This window comes from Mesorhizobium sp. CA4 (genome assembly GCF_020165075.1).
Classification (GTDB): Bacteria; Pseudomonadota; Alphaproteobacteria; order Rhizobiales; family Rhizobiaceae; genus Mesorhizobium.
Map to the genome: position 1 here is coordinate 21,485 of NZ_JAIUHK010000045.1, position 20,670 is coordinate 42,154.

The following is a 20,670-nucleotide window of genomic DNA, read 5'->3' on the forward strand; positions in this document are numbered from 1 at the left end:
ACCTTCTCCCACAAGGGGAGAAGGGGAGGTCGGCGCCCTATCGGCCACGTGCCCGCTCCTCGGCCTGCGCGGCGAGTATCTTCTTCACCTCGCCAACCAACTCACTCTCCGCCACCGTCACCTGGGCAGGCCGCGCGGCGCGCCATTCGGCATTGTCGGTGATCTCGGCAGACAGGCGGGCGCCCTCGATCAGATCTTTGATCTGCACCTCGCCCCTGGCGCGCTCGTCGCCGCCCTGGATGATGGCGACCGGGCTGCCGCGGCGGTCGGCATATTTCAGCTGCGCCTTCATGCCGGCGCCGCCGAGATACATTTCGGAGCGGATGCCGGCGCCGCGCAGGTCCGCGACCATCTTCTGGTAGCGGCCGAGGCTTTCCGTATCCTTGTCCATGACCAGCACCACGACGGGCGCGATGACATCGGAGGAGTCGAGCTTGCCGAGGTTCTTCAGCGCCGTCATCAGCCGCGAGACGCCGATGGAGAAGCCGGTCGCCGGCACCGGCTCGCCGCGGAAGCGCGAGATCAGCCCATCATAGCGCCCGCCGCCGCCGACCGAGCCGAAGCGCACGATCTGGCCTTCGTCGTTGGGGATTTCAGCAAGAAGCTCGGCCTCGAAGACCGGGCCGGTGTAGTATTCGAGCCCGCGCACGACGGAGCGATCCATCACGATGCGGTCTTCGCCATAGCCAGCGGCTCTAACCAGCGCCTCGATCGTTGCCAGTTCGCCAACGCCTTCCTGATAGACAGCGTTGGCATTGACGCTTGCATCCTGGGCGGCCTGCCCGTTCCTTGCCGTTGCCAGAAGAACCGCCTCACTTTGCGTGTCGTTCAATCCGGCGCCGTTGGCGAAGTCGCCCTCGCCTTCCTTGCCGCCATCCCAACGGCCGGGACCAAGCAGAAGCCTGACGCCTTCCGGCCCGAGCTTGTCGAGCTTGTCGATGGCGCGCAGCACGGTCAGCCGGCGGCCGGCATTCTGGTCGCCGCCAAGCCCGATCGCTTCCAGCACCCCATCCAGCACTTTGCGGTTGTTGACACGGATGACGTAGTCGCCGCGCTTGATGCCGAGTGCTTCCATGACATCGGCCATCATCATCGCCATCTCGGCGTCGGCGGCGACGCCGGGCGTGCCGATCGTGTCGGCGTCGAACTGCATGAACTGGCGGAAGCGGCCGGGACCGGGTTTTTCGTTGCGGAACACCCAGCCGGAGCGATAGCTGCGATAGGGTTTTGGCAGCTTGTCAAAATTCTCGGCGACGAAGCGGGCCGTCGGGGCGGTCAGGTCGTAACGCAGCGACAGCCACTGGTCGTCGTCATCCTGGAAAGAAAAGACACCTTCATTCGGCCGGTCCTGATCGGGCAGGAATTTTCCCAAAGCATCGGTGTATTCGATCATCGGCTGGTCGACCGGCTCGAAACCATAGAGCTCATAGACCGAGCGGATGGTCGCCATCATCTTCTCGACGGCGCGAATGTCTTCGGCGCTGCGGTCTGCAAAACCGCGCGGCAACCGCGCTTTCGTCTTTTCCGATTTGTCGGCCATGGGATCGGTCTTTTCGTTAAGTAAACACTGGCTTATCTGGAGCGGGCGTGTCCTAACCCATGCCAAGTGGTGCGGCAAGCGTTTGCAGAACTGCAGGAACAGTTCGATAGTTTGCTGGCGCCGCGCTGCCCTCATCCGCCTGCCGGCACCTTCTCCCGTATAGTGACGGGAAGAAGGAAGAGGCCGCGGCGCCGGCGCCTGGATTCAACGTCAGCGATTGGCGAAATCGGCGACGGCAGCGTCCTTCGCCCCGTCACTATACGGGGAGAGTGCCCGGCAGGGTGATGAGGGGCAGCGCGAACGAGCGGCGATTAACCTCAGCCTCGTGTCCCAATACTTCGGAACTCGCGTCGGTATCCGAAACAAACCCGCGCCAAAAACGAAACAATTCCGCCATCGGCGCGGCATGCTGCCGACACAATCGGCGACCATAAAGCGCGCCGAAACAAGGGGTTCGGGGCCATGACAACGGCTAACGACATGATCGAGAGCGGCACATCGCCCAAGCTGCGGCCTGCCGGCAATGTCGCCCTCAGGCCAGCGCAGCAGCCGGCTGGCCCGTTCGAAGTTCCGACGCAGAGACGTGAGCCGACCGTGCGCGACGCGCTGATAACCGGCCTGCTGGTCATCTACCAGGCCTTCGCGGCCGTGGCTGCGATCATTGCCGAGCTGTTCCTGGCCGGCGCCGGCAGCATCTGACTTTCACTCGACGATCAGGGGATCATCATGCAGTTGCAATTTGCGTGCGCGCTTGCCGGCGCCGCTACTTCGGTCGCTTCAGCTTCATGCGCTCTTTCTCCACCTCGGCGCGGCAGTAGCAGCCTTCGAGATGGTCGTTGACCAGGCCCATCGCCTGCATGAAGGCGTAGACTGTCGTTGGGCCGACAAAGCTCCAGCCGCGCTTCTTCAATTCCTTCGATATCCTGACCGACACCGCCGTCGTCGGATTGGAGCGCAGATGCGCCAGGTCGACGATTTCGGGCCGCTCGCCCGGACCCGGCTCGAACTTCCAGAACCAGGCGGCAAGCGAGCCGAACTCGTCCACCATCTCGCGGGCGCGTTTGGCGTTGTTGATGGTCGAAACGATCTTGCCGCGATGGCGGATGATGCCGGCATTGCCGAGCAGGCGCTCGACATCCTTATCGGTGAATGCCGCCACCTTGTCGAAGTCGAAACCGGCGAAGGCCTCGCGGAAATTCTCGCGCTTGCGCAGTATGGTCAGCCACGATAGGCCCGACTGGAAGCCTTCGAGGCAGATCTTCTCGAACAGCCGGCGATCGTCCGTTACCGGCCGGCCCCATTCATGATCGTGGTAATGAAGATAGTCCGGCAGGTTGCCGTGCCAGAAGCAGCGTGCCTTGCCGTCGGGGCCGTCGAGAATACCGGCATTTTCAGTCGCCATCGCTAGCAGATCCATTCGTTAATGCGCTTCAGCGCCGTTTTACCGTGGCTTTACCAGATTCCTGAACCGGCCGGTAACCACACCAAAAGGTTTACTGACAAAGCGGCATTTTACGCATTCCGATTCATGTTTTGCTTGCCGCTCCGCGCCAAGGATCGCGAAATCGCGGGCGCGCTCGCCGCCCCGAATGAGTTCGATCAAGGTGCGTTCCGATGAAGACAGCGTTTTGTTCCCTGCTCGGCGCGGTGGCCATTCTTGCCGCTGGCGCCACGACTTCCCTTGCCAATGACCGCTATGCCGACGTGCCGCCGGTCATGGTGAGCCCCGACCTTTCGGCACCCTGGGTGCTGCAGCTTGGCCACGCGCCGGGCATCGTGCGGCCGGCCCGGCAGGCGGCACAGCAGCCGCTGCAGCGCCTGTTCCAGGCGCAGCCCGACCGGCAGAAGACGGCGGCCGTGCAGCAGCCGGCCAAGCGCATGGTGATGCGGCCGCAGATCAATCCGGTCTACCTGCCGCAGGAAGTCGCCTATGACGGCCCTGCGAAGCCGGGCACCATCGTCATCGATACGCACCAGAATTTCCTCTATCTGGTCGAGAAGAACGGTAAGGCGCGGCGCTACGGCGTCGGCACCGGAAAACCCGGCTTCGAATGGTCAGGCACGCACAAGATCACCGACAAGAAGGTCTGGCCGGACTGGCGGCCGCCCGCGGAGATGATCAAGCGCGAAGCTGCCAAGGGCCGCTACCTGCCAACCTATCTTGCCGGCGGTATCGAGAACCCGCTCGGCGCGCGCGCGCTCTATCTCGGCACCACCGAATACCGCATCCACGGCACCAACCAGCCCTGGACGATCGGCGGCGCGGTGTCTTCCGGCTGCATCCGCATGCGCAACGAAGATGTCGTCGACCTTTACGAGCGCGTGAATGTCGGAACGATGGTCGAGGTGATATAATCCCAGCGAATCAGCTGGTTAGACGGCGCAGCACTTTTTGTCCGATGCTGTTGCAGCCAAGTCATAGTGCTATCCTGCGGGATGTGCTTTAACCAGTGAAGGGGTTTACGGGGGACGGGCCGTGTGGGGATACGGCCAGTCGCGAAAAGGCAGCGCAGGGAAACCGCGCTGCCTTTTTCGTTTTTGCGTTTTTTCGATGCATGACGCTGCAGTCGCCCGCAAAGCAGGCGGTTTCGCTTTCGGGGCTGATTTCCCGGCGCTGTTCTGCTATTGCAGCGCACAAATCTCAGTTGTTGCGCAATTCCAGACAGAAAGCCGCTGTTGCGCTTGTCGTCCGAATTGCGCCAGAAGACAAAGGTGCCAGCCATGACCCGAACCGACGACAGCCGCTACCTGAAAGGCGGCCCGGTCGCCCAGCGCATCATCGCTTCGGTGCGCGAAGACGCGGCGATCGCCACGGCCGAAGGTTTTCCGCCGAAGCTGGTCTCGATCACCGTCGGCGACACAGCCGCGGTCGATGTCTATGTGCGCAACCAGCGCGCCAAGGCAGCCCTTGCCGGCATCAGCTTCGAGGAACGGCGTTTTGGCGCCGACATCACCGCCGGCGAGCTGGAAGCGGCGATCCACGGCCTCAATGCCGACCCGCGCGTCACCGGCATCATCATCCAACGGCCGGTGCCGGCGCATATCCCGATCAAGACGCTGCAGGCGGCGGTGCATCCGCTGAAGGATGTCGAGGGCATGCATCCGGCCTCGATCGGCAACATCGTCTACAACCAGCTCGATTTGGCGCCCTGCACGGCGGCGGCCTCAGTCGAATTGCTGAAGGAGACCGGCCTCGAGCTCAAGGGGCTGGAAGTTGTCGTCGTCGGCCATTCGGAGATCGTCGGCAAGCCGATCGCCTTCCTGTTGATGAGCGAGGGCGCAACGGTGACGGTGTGCCATCACATGACGCGCTCGCTGGCGGCGCATGCGCGGCGCGCCGATGCGCTGTTCGTCGCCGTCGGCAAGCCGCGGCTGATCAAGGCCGACATGGTGAAACCGGGTGCCGCCGTCATCGACATCGGCATCAATTCAGAGATCGGGCCCGACGGCGAAACCCGCATCGTCGGCGACGTCGACACCGACAGCGTCAAGGAAGTGGCGTCCTGGATCACGCCGGTGCCGGGCGGCGTCGGCCCGCTCACGGTCGCGATCCTGTTGCGCAACACCATGGTGGCGCTCAACCGCCAGCGCGCGCTTTACCGCGCGACCTACGGCGTGCCGGACCAGCTCGCGGCGGAATAATTATTCGGCAGCGATCAAACCGCTGTCGACAACGCCTTCCGGCCTCGGGCCGCCATAGGCCCAGTCGAGCAGCTTGATCGTGTGCACGACCGGCAGCTTGGCGGCGGACGCGATCTGCGTGATGCAGCCGATGTTGCCGGTGGCGACGATTTCGGCGCCGGTCGCCTCGATGTTTTTCACCTTACGGTCGCGCAATTTAGCCGAAATCTCGGGCTGCAGGATGTTGTAGGTGCCGGCCGAGCCGCAGCACAGATGACCCTCGCGCGGCTCGCGCACGACGAAACCTGCCTTGGCGAGCAACTCCTTCGGCTGGCGCGTGATCTTCTGGCCATGCTGCATCGAGCAGGCGGAGTGGTAGGCGACGACCGTGCCCGGTTTGCGCACCGGCTCGGGCAAATCGAGAGCGGCGAGGTATTCCGTGACGTCCTTGGCCAGAGCCGAGACGCGCGCCGCCTTTTCGGCATAGGCGGGATCGAGGCGCAGCATGAAACCATAGTCTTTGATCGTGGTGCCGCAGCCCGAGGCGGTGATGATGATGGCGTCGAGACCACCCCGGTCGATGGCGCGCGTCCAGGCGTCGACATTCCGCCTGGCCGAGGCAAGGGCCTGATCCTCACGACCCATATGATGGACGAGCGCGCCGCAGCAGCCCTCGCCTTCCGGCACAACGACCTCGACGCCGAGCCTAGTCAGCAAAGAGATAGTCGCCTCGTTGATCGCCGGATCGAGCACGGACTGCGCGCAGCCGGTGAGGATCGCGACGCGGCCACGCCTCGCGCCTTTCCCGGCATGCGTGCGGGGCGAGGCCAGCGGCGATGCCGGGGGGATCGACGCGGGCGCGAGCTTCAGCATGGCCGCCACCGGTCTCAGCGCCGGCAATTTCTCGAACAGGCCGATGAACGGCCGGCCAAGCCCGGCGAGCTTCAGCGCGGCGCGGAAGCGGTTCGGGTAAGGCAGCACGAAGGCCAGCATGGCGCGCGTCATCCGGTCAAGCAGCGGGCGCTTATAGGTCTCCTGGATATGGGCGCGGGCGTGATCGACCAGATGCATGTAGTTCACGCCCGAGGGGCATGTCGTCATGCAGGCAAGGCAGGACAGGCAGCGGTCGATATGGGTGACGATCTCCTTGTCGGCCGGCCGGCCGTTCTCCAGCATGTCCTTGATGAGGTAAATGCGGCCGCGCGGGGAATCCAGTTCGTTGCCCAGCGTCACATAGGTCGGACAGGTGGCGGTGCAGAAGCCGCAATGCACACATTTGCGCAGGATCTTTTCCGAATCCGCGACATGCGGATCGGCAAGCTGCGCGGCGGAGAAATTGGTCTGCATATCGCCGTCTCTGTTAAACGCAATTCCGGACGGAAGACCGTTTCACACTTTTCCTGGAATTGCTTTAGGCCATGCGGCCGGGGTTGAGAACCTGCTTTGGATCGAACTCGGCCTTGAGCCGCGCCGAAAGCGCGGCCAGATGCGGCGGCTGCGGTTCGAACACCGGCAGCGCCGCGCGATGCGGTTCGGATGCGCGCACCAGCGTCGCATGGCCGCCGCCATGCTTGCGGATCAGTTCACGCAGCAGCCCGGCCTCCGGGTCGTTCTCGCGCATCGACAGCCACACCAGGCCGCCCTGCCAGTCATAGAAGGCATCGCCCGCGGCCTGCATGCGCAACGCCATCACCATGTGATGCGCCTCAGACGGCGCCATCGAGACGCGCCAGACCGGTCGCGTGCCGCCATCGGCGAAAGGCCGGCAATCGCGAATGTCGCGCCAGAGGGTTTTCGAGGCCTCGCCGGCGATCTCCTCGAGCGGCCCGGCCTTGCCGAGCAGTTGCTTCAGCGCCTCGATGCGATAGACGACCGAAGGGCCAAAGCCCTCGACGCGCAACAGCGTTGCGGCATCGCTGCCATACTTGCCGCCGGCGACCTTCGCGGCGATGCGCTCCGGCAGATGCGCGGCGCTCGACACTTCGGCGCTGGAGCCAAGCGCCAGCGCCATGGCGGCAACGGCGGCATCGTCGAGCAGGCCACGAATAGCCAAGGTCACTTCGGTTTCCGCGGCAGGCAGGACCTTGAAGGTGACGTCGGTCAAGACGGCGAGCGTGCCCCAGCTGTTGGCCATCAGCTTGGAGAGGTCATAGCCGGTGACGTTCTTGACCACGCGCCCGCCCGACTTGAACGCCTCGCCGCGGCCGGAGACGGCGGCGACACCCAGGATGTGGTCGCGCGCCGCACCTGCCTTGAGGCGGCGTGGGCCGGACAGGTTCGAAGCCAGCACGCCGCCGATCGTGCCGTTCTTGCCTCCTTGGCCCGGCTCGCCGCCGAGCAACGGGCCGTAGTCCATCGGCTCAAACGCGAATTGCTGGCCGTTTTCGGCAAGCAATTTTTCGATCTCGGCGAGCGGCGTGCCGGCGCGGGCCGAGAGCACCAGTTCGGCCGGCTCGTAGAGGGTTACGCCGGTGAGGTGCGACAAGTCGAGCGTATGCTCAGTCTGCAATGGTCGACCGATGCCGCGCTTGGAGCCGTGGCCCAGGATTTCGAGCGGCGATTCTTCGGCGGCTGCCCATTGGATGGTGGAGAGGGTTTCGGTGGCAGTGGAGGGGGCGAAGGTGGTCATGAGCGGGCGCCGTTCCTCGCCCCCGCGAGGCCAGGGCAATCGCATACGGCAGCGCTGCCCCCTCTCCGTCCGCTACGCGGACACCTCTCCCCCATTTCATGGGGGAGAGGAAACGCCGACCACCGACGTTGCGACCTTGGAAAGCTTGGGTTCCTCGCCGCCGCAAAGCGGGGGAGAGGTGGCTCGGGCGAAGCCCGAGACGGAGAGGGGGCCATCATAGAGCGCTGTCTCCCGTCTTCCTGGCTGCGAAAACAAACCTGAGGTCGGCAGCAACTGCGTCTTCGGCAAGCCGTCCTTCCAACGCCGCAAAGATCGTCTCGCAAACGCTCCTCTTGTTCTTCAAACATCGAAGCTCCAAAACCGCAAAACCGAGAAGCCCTCGCCTCGCATGAATTCATCCCGCCGCCTGTCGTACGAGCTGTCCGCGTGCTGGCTGCCATCCAGTTCCACAATCAGCTTTTCGCTCCTGCACGCAAAATCCGCGAAATACGGACCGATGGGCATCTGGCGAACGAATTTGTATCCGCCTAGCCTTCTTGCCTTCAGTTCGTTCCAAAGGATCGCTTCCGCCTGGTTATCGCCGCTACGAAGCGCGCGGGCGCGGGCAATTTTCTCGGGCGAGCGGCGGCTTGGCTGATAGGCCGCCCCCCTCTCCGTCTCGGGCTTCGCCCGAGCCACCTCTCCCCCGCTTTGCGGGGGCGAGGAACTTTGATCCTGAGCCCCCATCAAAACCTCGGAATGTCCGGAAAGGCCACCTGCCCGCGATGCACATGCATTCTTCCCAGCTCCGCGCAGCGGCGAAGCTGCGGAAACACCTTGCCGGGGTTGAGCAGGTGGTTGGGATCAAACGCGCATTTCACCCGCATCTGCTGGTCGAGGTCGATCTGGTTGAACATTTCTGGCATCAGGTCGCGCTTCTCGACGCCGACGCCATGTTCGCCGGTCAGGACGCCCCCGACCTCGACGCAAAGCCGTAAGATGTCGGCGCCAAAACTTTCCGCCTTATCGAGCTCGCCCGGGACATTGGCGTCGTAGAGGATCAGCGGGTGCAGATTGCCGTCGCCGGCGTGGAAGACATTGGCGACGCCCAGACCATATTTCTCGGAAAGGTCGCGCATGCCGGCAAGCACCCTCGGCAACTCCTTGCGCGGGATGGTGCCGTCCATGCAGTAATAGTCCGGCGAGATGCGGCCGACAGCCGGAAAGGCCGCTTTGCGGCCGGCCCAGAAGCTCAGGCGCTCCTGCTCCGATTGCGAGATGCGGCAGGTGGTCGAGCCGTTCCTGTAGGCGATCGCCTCGACGAGGCCGATGAGGTGATCGACCTCGACGCTCGGTCCGTCGAGCTCGACGATCAACAGCGCCTCGACATCGAGCGGATAGCCGGCATGGACGAAATCCTCGGCCGCGTGGATCGCCGGACGGTCCATCATCTCCATGCCGCCGGGAATGATGCCGGCGCCTATGATGTCGGCGACGCATTGGCCGCCCTGTTCGCTGGTCGGAAAGCCGATCAAGAGAGCGCGCGCGGTCTCCGGCTTCTTCAATATGCGCACCGTCACCTCGGTGACGACGCCGAGGAGGCCTTCCGAGCCGGTCATCACGCCGAGCAGATCGTAGCCTTCCTGATCGAGATGGCTGCCGCCGAGGCGCACCACCTCGCCATTCATCAGCACCATCTCGATGCCCAGCACATTGTTGGCGGTGAGCCCGTATTTCAGGCAGTGCACGCCGCCGGAATTTTCCGCGACATTGCCGCCGATCGAGCAGGCGATCTGGGAGGATGGATCGGGGGCATAGTAAAAGCCCTCCTGCTCGACGGCGGTGGTGATGCCGAGGTTGGTGACGCCCGGCTGGGCGACAACGACGCGATTGGGATAATCGATCTGAAGAATGCGGTTGAAGCGGCTCATAACCAGCAGCACCGCATCCTCGAGCGGCAGTGCGCCGCCGGACAGCGAAGTGCCGGAGCCGCGCGGCACGACGCGGATGTTGCGTTCGTTGCAGTATTTCAGCACGCGCGAGACCTGCGCGACCGTTTCCGGCAGCACCACGATCAGCGGCAGCTGCCGGTAGGCGGTCAGGCCGTCGCTTTCGAAGGCGCGCATTTCATTGGCCGCGTCGACGACCCCCTCGCCCGGCACGATGATGCGCATGTCGGTGACGATCTCGGTGCGCCGGCGCAGCGTGCCGGCATCTGGCTTGGGCATGGCTAGGCCGGACATCGGGGTGGCCTCATCTCGCTTGACTGGTCAAAATCTTTTACCAGCTTGACCGTTTTGTTGCAAACGCTGCTTTGGTTGCATTCGGCGGCGAGCGTGACAACAAGCTTCCGCAGCGGCAATCTGCCGCTGGCGCTCTACCCTCCCCCTTGCGGGGAGGGTCGCGAACGAAGTGAGCGGGGTGGGGGCCACGAGGCGCTTTACGAGCACCCCCGCCCCGATCCGCTATGCGGATCGACCCTCCCCACAAGGGGGAGGTAAAAGAGGTGCTTACTCGCCTGGATGCTTCGCCGGCTCGGAATGCATTTTCCGCACGCGGCGCACGCCCCACCAGACCAGCAGGATAGCGGCCGGGACGGAGGCCGCGGTGACAACTTCGGGCGCGAAAGCGTGACCGAAGATCGAGGCGCCCTTGGCCACATAGCCGATGAGGCCGACGACGTAATAAGACACGGCGGCGACCGACAGGCCTTCGACTGTCTGCTGCAGGCGCAGTTGCAGCCGGGCGCGGTTGTTCATCGAGGCGAGCAGGTCGCGGTTCTGCTTCTCGACATCGACATCGACCCAGGTGCGCAGAAGCGTGGTGGCGCGGGTGAGTTTCCGCGACAGGTTGGCCTGGCGCTCCTCGACCGAGCGGCAGGTGCGCATGGCGGGCGCCATGCGCCGCAGCAGGAAGCCCGCCCAGGTGTCATAGCCTTGCACCGGCTCTTCATCCAGCGCTTGGAGCCTCGCGGTGACGATACCGTCATAGGCGCGGCTGGCGCCGAAGCGGTAGAGGCTGGACGCGGCGTCGGCCTCGAGCTCGGCGGCAAGTTCGGTGAGATCGGCGAGCAGCGTCTGGCTGTCGCGGGTCTCGACCGCCTTCATTTCCAGCGTCGTCTGCGCGAGGCGGTCCTCGATGCGACGGGCGCGGCCGGACAGCGTCAAGGCCATCGGCAGGCCGAGCATGGCCAGCGTCCGATAAGTCTCGATGTCGATCAGCCGCTGCGACAAGGCGCCGGTGCTGGCCGGCGTCAGGCCGCGATCGAGCACCAGCATGCGGGTCAGGCCATCGCCGTCCTGGCGGAAATCGGTGATGATGGCGGCGGCGCCCCGCTCGACCAGCGAATAGCACAGGCTGGTCGGGTCAAAGCCGGCGATCAGCTTTTCACTCGCCTGTGTCCATTTGCGGATCTCGAGGCGGATGCCGGAAATCACGGTGCCCGGCGGCGAGAAGCCATTGCCGAAGGGCGAATCCTCCTGGGCCCGGCCGTTTTCGGCCAGCGGCCCCTCCCAGAGATAAGTCGAGAATTCCGTATGCCGTTCCCAGCGCAGCGTGCCCTTGCCCCATTTCATGGCATGATGGCGCGCATAGCGCTCGGGCGCGGCGATGCCCAGCCGCCGCGACAGTTCCGAGAGCACAGCATGGTCGACCGCGGCGCCGCCCTCGGTCATGAAAGAAAGCTGGATGAGCACCCGCGGTTTTTCGATCAGCGGGTGCGGACGGGCGTGGACCTCGCCCAGCGCGCCAGGTCGCCCCTCATGCGCCGGGAAGCCCATCACGCTGCCTTGCGCGCGCGGCTGGAATTCGAGCTTGGACGTCTCGTCCGACACGGCTGGTCCCCCTGATTTTCGACCCATCGTGCAATCCGCTCGTCTTGCGGTAATCGGCGGGACGCGTAAACAGCAAATATCAGGGCTTCGGGATGGGGAGGCGCGGCAAGCGATCCGATCGGACCAGACAAATTGGATAAATAATTTGACCAGTTGGCCACCGACGCTTTAGTCTGGGCTACTTCCGTCCCGTTCTCCAGGCGCCCCTTTGAGCGACATTTTCTCCAGGATCGAGCATTCGCGCACCGCCGACGAGGTGGGGCAGCAGATCGAAAGCCTGATTCTCGAAGGCGTGCTGCGCACCGGCGACCGGCTGCCCGGCGAGCGCGAGCTGGCGCGCCAGTTCGACGTATCGCGGCCGATCCTGCGCGATGCGCTAAAGGCGCTGGAAGGCCGCGGACTGCTGACGACCAAGGCCGGCGGCGGCACGCATGTCGCCGACGTCATCGGCCAGCTCTTCACCAAGCCGGTGACGGACCTCATCTCCACTCACCGCAAGGCGGTGACCGATTATCTGGAATACCGGCGCGAGATCGAGGCGGTGGCGGCCGAATATGCGGCGCGCCGCGCCACGCCAGAGGATCTGGCCCTGCTCGACCGCATCATGGCGCGCATGGACGAGGCGCACCGGACCGGCGATTTCGACGACGAGGCCGAAATTGACGTCGAGTTCCATCATGCGGTGTGCGAATGCGCGCACAACATCATCCTGCTGCACACGCTGCGCTCCTGCTACCGGCTGCTGTCGGAGGGCGTGTTCCAGAACCGGCTTCTGGTGTTCGGCGTGCCCGGCGCGCGCGAGGCGCTGCTCGAGCAGCACCGGGCGATCCATACCGCGATCAAGGCCGGCGATCCGGTCGCGGCGCGCAAGGCGGCGATGGACCACATCACCTTTGTCGAGCGCTCGATGGCTGAAGCCGAGCGCAGCGGCGATTGGCAGCGGGTGTCGCGGCTGAGGCTGAGACAGCGCTCGGAAGCCGGCGAAACCGAACCTACACGCAAACGCTCCTAAGCACAGATTTAGCGGGGACCACCATGAGCGACATCCTCACCATCGCCGACCTCAAGGACCTGGCACGCCGCAGGGTACCGAAGATGTTCTTCGACTATGCCGATTCCGGCGCCTGGACGGAGAGCACCTACCGGGCCAACGAAGAGGACTTCGGCAAGATAAAATTCCGCCAGCGAGTACTGGTCGACATGAGCAACCGCTCGCTGGAATCGACCATGATCGGCGAGAAGGTGGCGATGCCGGTGGCGCTTGCGCCGACCGGACTGACCGGCATGCAGCATGCCGACGGCGAGATGCTGGCGGCGCAGGCGGCGGAAGCGTTCGGCGTACCGTTCACGCTGTCGACCATGAGCATCTGCTCGATCGAGGATGTCGCCTCGGCGACCAAGAAACCGTTCTGGTTCCAGCTCTATGTGCTGCGCGACAAGGATTTCGTGCTCAACCTGATCGACCGCGCCAAGGCGGCAAAGTGCTCGGCACTGGTGCTGACGCTCGATCTGCAGATCCTCGGACAGCGCCACAAGGATATCCGCAACGGGCTTTCGGCGCCGCCGAAGATGACGCTTGCCAACATCATCGACCTTGCGCTGAAGCCGCGCTGGTGCCTGGGGATCGCCGGCACCCCACGCCGCACCTTCCGCAACATCGTCGGCCACGCCAAGGGTGTCGGCGACGTCTCTTCGCTGTCGTCCTGGACGAATGAGCAGTTCGACCCGCACCTGTCGTGGAAGGACGTCGCCTGGATCAAGGAGCGCTGGGGCGGCAAGCTGATCCTGAAGGGCATCCTCGACAAGGAGGACGCACTGATGGCGGCCGAGACCGGTGCCGATGCGATCGTGGTCTCCAATCATGGCGGGCGTCAGCTCGACGGCGCCGCCTCCTCGATCTCGGTGCTGGAAGAAATCGCCGATGCGGTCGGCGACCGGATCGAGGTCCATATGGACGGCGGCATCCGCTCCGGTCAGGACGTGCTCAAGGCGCTCTGCCTCGGCGCCAAGGGCACTTATATCGGCAGGCCGTTCCTCTACGGCCTCGGCGCGATGGGCAAGGACGGCGTCACCAAGGCGCTCGAAATCATCCGCAAGGAAATGGACATCACGCTGGCGCTGTGCGGTAAGCGTTTGGTAACCGATATGGGCAAGGACCAGCTGCGGCGCTAGGCCTTGTTCACCGATCCGCCCTAGTTTCCCGTGATGAACGACACGGGAAAACGCTCGCCTTGACTGAGACCGGCATCCATTATCTCGACGCGCGCGGGCCGGACGGCATGCGTCTCTACGCGATTGGCGACGTGCATGGCCGCCACGACCTGCTCGCCGCCATGCACCGCCGTATCGAAAGCGAGCTGGAATACGCAGCATCCAGCGACTGGCGCATCATCCATCTCGGCGACTATACCGACAGGGGACCGGACTCCAAAAGCGTCATCGACTTCCTGATCGAGGCGCGAGCGCGCGATCCGCGCAACCTGATGCTTGCCGGCAATCACGATATCGGCTTCCTCGATTTTCTCGACCGTCCGGACCCGGACGGGCTGTTCATGCGCTATGGCGGGGTCCAGACCGCGGCGTCATACGGGGTGAAGCTCTCGACCGGCAGCAATTGGTTCGGCAGGCCGGACGAGGCGCTGGCGCGCGGACACGCGGCATTGGTCGAAGCGGTGCCGCAAGCCCATGTCGACTTCCTGCGCTCGCTGTCCTTTTCGGTGACCTTCGGCGACTTCTTCTTCTGCCATGCCGGCATCAGGCCCGGCATTCCGCTCGACCGCCAGAGCCCGCAGGACCTGATCTGGATCCGCGACGCCTTCCATGACCACCCCGGCCTTTATCCGAAGGTGATCGTGCACGGCCACACACCGGTGCCGGAGGCTGAAGTGTTGGCCAACCGCGTCAATGTCGACACGCTCGCCTGGCATTCGGGAACGCTGAGCGCGCTCGTCGTCAACGGCGCGGAAAAGCGTATCCTGACAGCCGAAGGAAAGGCGTTCTAGCCGTGATCCGGCGTGGGATCAGCTTCCGTCGATCGGGAAGGATCAGGCTTTAGCGAAGCGCGGCGGTGACGCCGTAGCCGTCGACGGCTTGGTGATTGTTGGCTGCATCGGCAGCATAAATGCCGAGGCCGCACACGACGATGGCAGACAGCATGACAAAAGACAGGAGAGCTGCTTTCACGGACGTCATCTCTGGTTAAGCTTTCTGCATCTGGGCACGAGGCGGTTACCAATGCGTTGAAACGATAAAATGCGTCTCAATCTTTCGACGATTTCGCGCTTCTAAGCAGATTCTGTATCGCCGGTGTGTCGGCTGGATCACACAAAAGGTTCATGGCGGTTGCACCGACGATACGAAGCGCGCCCTCTTAGAAGAGCGGCCGGACACAAACCAAGAAAGAAGAATGTTATCCCCAGGCGGAAGCCCCCGGGCGTGCCAATTATGCCACGCCCGGCGAGGACGGCCTGGATGATCAGATCGTAGCGACCCAGGCGCGGGCAATCGCCAGCCCGGCAGCGTCCGCGTCGGCGCCATTGCGGGCCAGCTCGTCGCCGAGGCGATCGTTCCAGTCGGGATGGCGCTCGGCGATCGTGGCCGCGAAGGACGTGCTCCAGTCGCGCACCATCGGCGTATCCGCCTCGAAGTGGAACTGGAAGCCATAGATAGCGCGGCCGAGGCGGAAGGCCTGGTTTTCGGCCACCTCGCTGCCGGCCAGCCGCACGGCGTTTTCCGGCAGCGCGAAGGTGTCGTCATGCCATTCGAAGATCGGAAATTTCTCGGGCAGCGCCGCCAGCACCGGGTCCGACTTGGCGGCCGGCGTCAGCGAGACTTTGTGCCAGCCGAACTCGGTGGCGCCGCCGATGTGGTTGTCGCCCCCGAACGCGCGGGCAAGAAGCTGGCTTCCGAGACAGATGCCGAGCACCGAGCGGCCCTTGTCCGCGAAATCGCGCGTCAGCTCGAGAAGCGCCGGAAAATAGGGATAGTCCTCGTCGGCCAGCGCATTCTGCCCGCCGCCCAGCAAGACCATCGCATCATGCCCGCCTGCATCCTCCGGCAACGGATCGCCCTGGTAGGGGCGCCGCAGGTCGAGATCGGCGCCCGCTTCGGCCAGAGCGGCACCGACCTGACCGAGGCCGGTATTGTCGTAGTTCTGGACCACCAGCACGCGCATCTAGAATCCTGCTGACATGAAAACGCTGGGGCGAGCGATATCATGCGGCCCGTATTTCAGCCAAGATACGTGCCGGAGAGAAAGCTATGCCACTGCAGAACCGGATCGACCCCTTCGGCGCCATCCATGCCGTGCCGGAACGCGGCCTGTTCACCGGCAATCGCGGTATCATCCACGATCCCGAGACCAAGACGCTGCTGAGGAAGCGCTGGGCGTTGCCGGCCTGGATCATCTGCGTTTGCCAATTCCGGGGCGTGCGACGCGAGCCGATGGGCCGCAACAGGCCGGGAGGAAAAGCCGGCTGGACCGAATTGTTCTTCCTCGACGAGGTGACGGCATTGACTGCCGGCCACCGGCCCTGCTTCTTCTGCCAACGCGAACGAGCGACCGAGTTCGTCAAGCGCTTCGGCGAGGCGTTCGGCATTGCTGAGCCGCGCGCGCCGATGGTCGATAAAAGGCTCCACAAGGAGCGGCTGGCCTCAGGCGGATGCCCGCTTGCCGTGGCCGCACCGGAGCTCGGCGGCTTGCCGGACGGAACGATGATCGCGCACGGCGACGCTGCCTATGTGCTGCGTGCCGGTACCGCACGCAAATGGTCGTTCGCGGGCTACGCCAGTCCAATTGCCTTCGATCGCCTGGACGACCGACCGTTGCGCCTGCTGACGCCGGCGACCACCATCGCGGTGCTGCGGCAAGGCTTTGCACCGGTCTGGCATCCAACCGCCGAAGCTTGACGCCGCAGCCGGCCTCGCTCATTGCCAAGCGGATATCCGTGGGATGTCCCACGAATATCTGCTTAGATTCCCTTGTTTTTCGCAGGTTCTGATCGCAAAACCGCGGGACACTTTTGCGGAACCTGCTTGAGCCATGCGCGCCAACTACAAAATGCAGCGGCTGTTCGTGCCGGACGATCTGGGCTCGGGTCTCGAATTCGATGCCGGGCAACAGCAAAGCCATTATCTCGCCCATGTGCTGCGGCTCGGCGAAGGCGCCGAAGTCCTGCTTTTCAACGGCCGCGATGGCGAATGGTCGGCGTCGATCGCCGCGAGGTCCAAAAAAGCGGTCCGGCTGAGGGTGCTCGAACTGCAGCGGCCGCAGCCGCCGCTGCCCGATCTCGTCTATTGCTTTGCACCGCTGAAGCAGGGCCGGCTCGACTACCTCGTGCAGAAGGCTGTCGAGATGGGCGCCGGCACCCTGCAGCCGGTCATCACCCAGCACACGCAGGTGGCGAAGCCCGGCATCGATCGGCTGCGCGCCAATGTGGTTGAAGCGGCCGAGCAATGCGGCATCCTGGCGGTGCCGGAAATGCGAGAAGCGGAGAAGCTGGAACGGTTGCTTGCCAATTGGGACAAGGAGCGGCGGCTGATCTTCTGCGACGAGGATGCCTCGACGAACAATCCGCTGCCGGCCCTGCAAGCGGTCAGTGAGAAGAAACTTGCGCTTCTGGTCGGTCCGGAAGGCGGATTTTCCGAGGACGAGCGCAAGATGCTGAGGGCCTTGCCTTTCGTCACCGCCATCCCGCTCGGGCCGCGCATCCTGCGCGCCGACACCGCAGCGGTGGCGGCATTGGCGGTGATCCAGGCGACGATCGGCGACTGGTGATCAAATCCTGTTGAGGCCTGGCTCAGGATTTTTTGCTTGATCGGCCACTGACATTTCGTCCATCTAGCGCCGGCGGCCGTCCGGCCTCTGCAGCACCCTCGCCACCTTTTCGTGGAGCAAAGGGCGCTGTAACACTTAAAGACTTGCGCCGGACGTCCAGCGGAAATCGGTATCGGTTTTCGGAGATCATGCGCACGGAGGGGCTAGATGGCGCGCGACACAACAGATACCCAGCCCATCGAAGGCGTCGACGAACTGGTCGGCTATCTGGCCGCCGGCAACAAACCGCGCGAAAAATGGCGCATCGGCACCGAGCACGAGAAGTTCCCCTTCTATGTCGACGGTAACGCCCCGGTGCCCTATGGCGGGGAGCGCGGCATCCGCGCCATCCTGGAAGGCATGCAGGAAAAGCTCGGCTGGGATCCGATCATGGATGCCGGCCGCATCATCGGCCTGGTCGAGCCGACCGGCCAGGGCGCGATTTCGCTGGAGCCCGGCGGCCAGTTCGAACTTTCCGGCGCGCCGCTGGAGTCGATCCACCAGACCTGCCGCGAAGGCAACGCGCATCTGGCGCAGGTGCGCGAGATCGCCGAGCCGCTCGGCATCCGCTTCCTCGGCCTCGGCGGCAGCCCGAAATGGTCGCTGGCCGACACACCGAAAATGCCGAAGTCGCGCTACGAGATCATGACGCGCTACATGCCGAAGGTCGGCGCCAAGGGCCTCGACATGATGTACCGCACCTGCACGATCCAGGTGAATCTCGACTTCGAGAGCGAGACCGACATGCGCCGCAAGATGCAGGTGTCGCTGAAGCTGCAGCCGCTGTCGACGGCGCTGTTTGCAAACTCGCCCTTCACCGAGAGCCGGCCGAACGGGCTGCAGAGCTGGCGCGGCGATATCTGGCGCGACACCGACAACCAGCGCTCCGGCATGCTCGAATTCTGCTTCTCGCCCGATTTCGGCTTTGCCGACTATGTCAAATGGGCGCTCGACGTGCCGATGTATTTCGTCATCCGCGACGGCCATTATCACGACATGACGCGCTACACGTTCCGCCAGTTCATGGCGGGCGCTGCGCGCAATGAAATCCCCGACGGCCTGCCGACGATGGGCGACTGGGCGAACCATCTCTCGACCTTGTTCCCCGACGTGCGCCTGAAACGTTTCCTCGAAATGCGCGGCGCCGACGGCGGGCCGTGGCGGCGCATTTGCGCCCTGCCCGCCTTCTGGGTCGGGCTGCTCTATGACGAGCAGGCGCTGGACGCCGCCGAGGCGCTGACTTCGAGCTGGACCTATGAAGAGGCGCTCGCAATGCGCAACGCCGTGCCGGAGCTCGGCATTTCCGCACCGTTCCGCAATGCCACCTTGCGCGACGTCGCCCGTGACGTGCTGGCCATCTCCCGCACGGGCCTCAAGAACCGCGGCAAGAAGAACCGCGACGGCTATGACGAGACGTCGTTCCTGAACACGCTGGACGAGGTCGTGGCGCGCGGCACCACCAGCGCCGAGGAGATGCTGTCGGCCTACCACACGCGCTGGGGCGGCTCGATCGAGCCGGTGTTCATGGAGTATGCGTATTAACTGTCAGGCATGCGCCGAGGAGTTGGCCACCGAAAGCCGCTTCAATCGGTGATGGAAACGAACTAGGCTCCTCACGAGGATATTCTCGGAGGAGAACCCAAATGCCTTCCCTGTTCGATATTTTCACCCAGGCCCAGAACGGCGCCGGCATGCAGGCGCTGGCACAGCAATACGGGCTTTCGATGCAGCAGACGCAGGCCGCGGTGCAGGCACTTCTGCCCGCCTTCTCGCAAGGGTTGCAGCGCAACACGGCCGACCCTTACGGTCTCGGCGCCTTCATGACGGCGATGGCAAGCGGCCAGCACGCCAAGTATTTCGAGGACGCTACCAGGGCCTTTTCGCCGCAAGGCATCGATGAGGGCAACGGCATTCTCGGCCACCTGTTCGGCTCGAAGGATTTGTCGCGCGCCGTGGCGAGCCAGGCCGCGCAGGCGACGGGATTGAGCCAGCAGGTGCTGCAACAGATGCTGCCGGCCATGGCCTCGATGATGATGGGCGGGCTGTTCAAGCAGACCAACACTCAATTGAGTGGGGGGCAGATGCAGGCCGCCGGCGGTTTCGGTGGCGGCAACAATCCGCTCGGCGAGATCATCGAGCAGATGATGCGGCAAAGCGGCGTCGCGCCGGCGCCGCAGCAACGCCAGGCGCCGCAGCCGGCGCCCAATCCCTATGGCGAGAACCCGCTCGGCAAAGTGCTGCAGGATATGTTCGGCGGCGGTGGGTCCCAGTCCCAACCGCAGCAATCGCCCAACCCCTATGGCGAAAATCCCCTCGGCAAGGTGCTGCAGGATATGTTCGGCGGCGGTACGACGCAGCAGCCGCAGCAGACTCAACCGCCACAGACGCAAAGCCCCTATGGCGACAACCCGCTCGGCAAGATGTTCGAAGAGATGCTGCGCCAAGGCGGCGGCGGCTTCGGCCTGCCCGGCGGACAGCCGGCACCACAGCCGCAACAGAGCGCCCCGCAACAGCCGCAGACCAACCCGAGCGGCCGGCCGCGAAACCCGTTCGACGACATCTTCGGCAAGATGTTCGAGACCGGCGCTCAGCAGCGCGACGAATATGAGAAGAGCGTCGGCACGATCTTCGACCAGTTCAAGCGCGACATGGACCGGCGGTGAGTTGTCGAACGCCCCCCGGAACGACTTTCGTGAGCAAGAGACTCGAACAAATGCGCCGCAATCCCCGCGGCGACTGGTCGATGCGAGATGTTAAAGCAGTTTGCGACGAAGGCCGGCATTCAATGCGTGCCGCCGAGATCGGGCGGTTCGCATTACAAAATCTACCACACGACAATGGCTGACATTTTGACGGTGTCTTTCATACGCCCGATCAAGCCCGTATATATCCGAAAGCTCGTATCGTTTATCGACGAGGCAAAAAAGCATGACGGACAAGCTTGAATATCCTGTCGTCATCGCACCACTCTCGATTGAGGACGGTGGCGGGTTCTCCGCTTATGTCCCGGATCTTCCCGGCTGCGTGAGCGATGGCGAAACTCCCGAAGAGTCCATCGCGAATGTTCAGGATGCCATCGCGGCTTGGATAGAAGCTGCGCATGAACTTGGCCGGTCAGTGCCAAGACCGTCGAGAAAATTGGCTTTCGCCTGATCCCCTGAGACGCCTCCCAGAGAGGGCCTGTTGCGCAGTTAGCGAGGACAGGCTCGCGGAGCGATTTGGTCGCGAGGTCTCGCTCCGTTTTGGCTTTTGG

At 64.1% G+C, this 20,670-nt stretch carries 20 protein-coding genes and 1 pseudogene; 12 read left to right on the forward strand and 9 right to left on the reverse strand.

Going from position 1 to position 20,670, the window contains the following annotated elements:
* Window positions 1–37: 37 nt before the first annotated feature.
* Window positions 38–1,540 (reverse strand): histidine--tRNA ligase, encoded by a 1,503-nt coding sequence (gene hisS / locus LB528_RS26680; RefSeq protein WP_224716889.1) that lies wholly within the window; start codon window positions 1,538–1,540, stop codon window positions 38–40.
* 462 nt (window positions 1,541–2,002) lie between these two features.
* On the opposite strand from hisS, the gene LB528_RS26685 reads away from it, so the two are divergent.
* Window positions 2,003–2,239: a hypothetical protein gene (locus LB528_RS26685; protein ID WP_224716890.1), complete on the forward strand. Its 237-nt coding sequence runs from the start codon at window positions 2,003–2,005 to the stop codon at window positions 2,237–2,239.
* A 64-nt stretch (window positions 2,240–2,303) separates the two neighbouring features.
* Here the strand turns inward: LB528_RS26685 and LB528_RS26690 are convergent, their stop codons facing one another.
* Complete coding sequence (locus LB528_RS26690) at window positions 2,304–2,942, reverse strand: DNA-3-methyladenine glycosylase I (protein ID WP_224716891.1); 639 nt, start codon at window positions 2,940–2,942, stop codon at window positions 2,304–2,306.
* Window positions 2,943–3,154: 212 nt separating this feature from the next.
* On the opposite strand from LB528_RS26690, the gene LB528_RS26695 reads away from it, so the two are divergent.
* Complete coding sequence (locus LB528_RS26695) at window positions 3,155–3,895, forward strand: L,D-transpeptidase (protein ID WP_224716892.1); 741 nt, start codon at window positions 3,155–3,157, stop codon at window positions 3,893–3,895.
* A gap of 366 nt (window positions 3,896–4,261) precedes the next feature.
* Window positions 4,262–5,182 (forward strand): bifunctional 5,10-methylenetetrahydrofolate dehydrogenase/5,10-methenyltetrahydrofolate cyclohydrolase, encoded by a 921-nt coding sequence (locus LB528_RS26700; protein ID WP_224716893.1) that lies wholly within the window; start codon window positions 4,262–4,264, stop codon window positions 5,180–5,182.
* Here the strand turns inward: LB528_RS26700 and glcF are convergent, their stop codons facing one another.
* From glcF to LB528_RS26725, 5 genes and pseudogenes are all read right to left on the reverse strand, one after another.
* Window positions 5,183–6,508, reverse strand: coding sequence for a glycolate oxidase subunit GlcF (glcF, locus tag LB528_RS26705; RefSeq protein WP_224716894.1), 1,326 nt, complete (start codon window positions 6,506–6,508; stop codon window positions 5,183–5,185). It abuts the gene before it with no gap.
* Between the two features lie 64 nt (window positions 6,509–6,572).
* Window positions 6,573–7,790 (reverse strand): FAD-binding protein, encoded by a 1,218-nt coding sequence (locus LB528_RS26710; RefSeq protein ID WP_224716895.1) that lies wholly within the window; start codon window positions 7,788–7,790, stop codon window positions 6,573–6,575.
* A 214-nt stretch (window positions 7,791–8,004) separates the two neighbouring features.
* Window positions 8,005–8,516 (reverse strand): annotated as a pseudogene (locus tag LB528_RS26715) (endonuclease domain-containing protein).
* Window positions 8,516–10,012 (reverse strand): FAD-linked oxidase C-terminal domain-containing protein, encoded by a 1,497-nt coding sequence (locus LB528_RS26720; protein WP_224716896.1) that lies wholly within the window; start codon window positions 10,010–10,012, stop codon window positions 8,516–8,518. Before LB528_RS26720 ends, LB528_RS26715 begins: the two are co-directional and overlap by 1 nt.
* A gap of 267 nt (window positions 10,013–10,279) precedes the next feature.
* A complete protein-coding gene (locus tag LB528_RS26725) occupies window positions 10,280–11,602 on the reverse strand; it encodes a DUF3422 family protein (protein WP_224716897.1) in 1,323 nt (440 codons plus the stop codon).
* 208 nt (window positions 11,603–11,810) lie between these two features.
* Between LB528_RS26725 and LB528_RS26730 the strand changes: the two genes are divergently transcribed.
* Genes LB528_RS26730 through LB528_RS26740 form a run of 3 tightly spaced genes read left to right on the forward strand, consistent with a single transcriptional unit; the run spans window position 11,811 to window position 14,604 of the window.
* Window positions 11,811–12,614 carry a FadR/GntR family transcriptional regulator gene (locus tag LB528_RS26730; protein ID WP_224716898.1) on the forward strand — a complete coding sequence of 268 codons (804 nt, stop codon included), beginning with the start codon at window positions 11,811–11,813 and terminating at the stop codon, window positions 12,612–12,614.
* A 23-nt stretch (window positions 12,615–12,637) separates the two neighbouring features.
* The gene (locus tag LB528_RS26735; RefSeq protein ID WP_224515698.1) at window positions 12,638–13,774 is read left to right on the forward strand and encodes an alpha-hydroxy acid oxidase; all 1,137 of its coding nucleotides are present in this window, start codon (window positions 12,638–12,640) and stop codon (window positions 13,772–13,774) included.
* A 59-nt stretch (window positions 13,775–13,833) separates the two neighbouring features.
* Window positions 13,834–14,604 (forward strand): metallophosphoesterase, encoded by a 771-nt coding sequence (locus LB528_RS26740; RefSeq protein WP_224515699.1) that lies wholly within the window; start codon window positions 13,834–13,836, stop codon window positions 14,602–14,604.
* Between the two features lie 49 nt (window positions 14,605–14,653).
* Here LB528_RS26740 and LB528_RS30310 read toward each other — a convergent pair whose 3' ends face one another.
* Both LB528_RS30310 and LB528_RS26745 read right to left on the reverse strand, forming a co-directional pair.
* Window positions 14,654–14,785, reverse strand: a complete 132-nt coding sequence (locus LB528_RS30310) for a hypothetical protein (RefSeq protein ID WP_263487490.1) — start codon at window positions 14,783–14,785, stop codon at window positions 14,654–14,656.
* A 292-nt stretch (window positions 14,786–15,077) separates the two neighbouring features.
* Complete coding sequence (locus LB528_RS26745; RefSeq protein WP_224716899.1) at window positions 15,078–15,776, reverse strand: type 1 glutamine amidotransferase; 699 nt, start codon at window positions 15,774–15,776, stop codon at window positions 15,078–15,080.
* A gap of 86 nt (window positions 15,777–15,862) precedes the next feature.
* Here LB528_RS26745 and LB528_RS26750 point away from each other — a divergent pair, with 86 nt between their 5' ends.
* The 6 genes from LB528_RS26750 to LB528_RS26775 all read left to right on the forward strand — a co-directional run bounded on the left by LB528_RS26750 (window position 15,863) and on the right by LB528_RS26775 (window position 20,570).
* Entirely contained in the window at window positions 15,863–16,510 is a 648-nt protein-coding gene (locus tag LB528_RS26750; RefSeq protein ID WP_224716900.1) for a hypothetical protein, read from the forward strand.
* A 133-nt stretch (window positions 16,511–16,643) separates the two neighbouring features.
* A complete protein-coding gene (locus tag LB528_RS26755) occupies window positions 16,644–17,378 on the forward strand; it encodes a 16S rRNA (uracil(1498)-N(3))-methyltransferase (RefSeq protein WP_224716901.1) in 735 nt (244 codons plus the stop codon).
* A gap of 207 nt (window positions 17,379–17,585) precedes the next feature.
* Window positions 17,586–18,959 (forward strand): glutamate--cysteine ligase, encoded by a 1,374-nt coding sequence (locus LB528_RS26760; protein WP_224716902.1) that lies wholly within the window; start codon window positions 17,586–17,588, stop codon window positions 18,957–18,959.
* Window positions 18,960–19,060: 101 nt separating this feature from the next.
* Window positions 19,061–20,080, forward strand: coding sequence for a DUF937 domain-containing protein (locus LB528_RS26765; RefSeq protein WP_224716903.1), 1,020 nt, complete (start codon window positions 19,061–19,063; stop codon window positions 20,078–20,080).
* A gap of 29 nt (window positions 20,081–20,109) precedes the next feature.
* On the forward strand, window positions 20,110–20,262 hold the full coding sequence (locus tag LB528_RS26770) for a hypothetical protein (RefSeq protein ID WP_224716904.1): 153 nt from the start codon (window positions 20,110–20,112) through the stop codon (window positions 20,260–20,262).
* An 83-nt stretch (window positions 20,263–20,345) separates the two neighbouring features.
* Window positions 20,346–20,570 (forward strand): type II toxin-antitoxin system HicB family antitoxin, encoded by a 225-nt coding sequence (locus LB528_RS26775; protein WP_224515710.1) that lies wholly within the window; start codon window positions 20,346–20,348, stop codon window positions 20,568–20,570.
* Window positions 20,571–20,670: the final 100 nt, after the last annotated feature.

What these genes read in the sequence shown, in the direction of transcription:
- LB528_RS26720 (WP_224716896.1), bottom strand. Translation starts at nt 10,012, where the DNA reads ATGTCCGGCCTAGCCATGCCCAAGCCAGATGCCGGCACGCTGCGCCGG.
- LB528_RS26700 (WP_224716893.1), top strand. Translation starts at nt 4,262, where the DNA reads ATGACCCGAACCGACGACAGCCGCTACCTGAAAGGCGGCCCGGTCGCC.
- LB528_RS26750 (WP_224716900.1), top strand. Translation starts at nt 15,863, where the DNA reads ATGCCACTGCAGAACCGGATCGACCCCTTCGGCGCCATCCATGCCGTG.
- LB528_RS26695 (WP_224716892.1), top strand. Translation starts at nt 3,155, where the DNA reads ATGAAGACAGCGTTTTGTTCCCTGCTCGGCGCGGTGGCCATTCTTGCC.
- LB528_RS26760 (WP_224716902.1), top strand. Translation starts at nt 17,586, where the DNA reads ATGGCGCGCGACACAACAGATACCCAGCCCATCGAAGGCGTCGACGAA.
- glcF (WP_224716894.1), bottom strand. Translation starts at nt 6,508, where the DNA reads ATGCAGACCAATTTCTCCGCCGCGCAGCTTGCCGATCCGCATGTCGCG.
- hisS (WP_224716889.1), bottom strand. Translation starts at nt 1,540, where the DNA reads ATGGCCGACAAATCGGAAAAGACGAAAGCGCGGTTGCCGCGCGGTTTT.
- LB528_RS26775 (WP_224515710.1), top strand. Translation starts at nt 20,346, where the DNA reads ATGACGGACAAGCTTGAATATCCTGTCGTCATCGCACCACTCTCGATT.
- LB528_RS26755 (WP_224716901.1), top strand. Translation starts at nt 16,644, where the DNA reads ATGCGCGCCAACTACAAAATGCAGCGGCTGTTCGTGCCGGACGATCTG.
- LB528_RS26690 (WP_224716891.1), bottom strand. Translation starts at nt 2,942, where the DNA reads ATGGCGACTGAAAATGCCGGTATTCTCGACGGCCCCGACGGCAAGGCA.
- LB528_RS26685 (WP_224716890.1), top strand. Translation starts at nt 2,003, where the DNA reads ATGACAACGGCTAACGACATGATCGAGAGCGGCACATCGCCCAAGCTG.
- LB528_RS26735 (WP_224515698.1), top strand. Translation starts at nt 12,638, where the DNA reads ATGAGCGACATCCTCACCATCGCCGACCTCAAGGACCTGGCACGCCGC.
- LB528_RS26710 (WP_224716895.1), bottom strand. Translation starts at nt 7,790, where the DNA reads ATGACCACCTTCGCCCCCTCCACTGCCACCGAAACCCTCTCCACCATC.
- LB528_RS26765 (WP_224716903.1), top strand. Translation starts at nt 19,061, where the DNA reads ATGCCTTCCCTGTTCGATATTTTCACCCAGGCCCAGAACGGCGCCGGC.
- LB528_RS26745 (WP_224716899.1), bottom strand. Translation starts at nt 15,776, where the DNA reads ATGCGCGTGCTGGTGGTCCAGAACTACGACAATACCGGCCTCGGTCAG.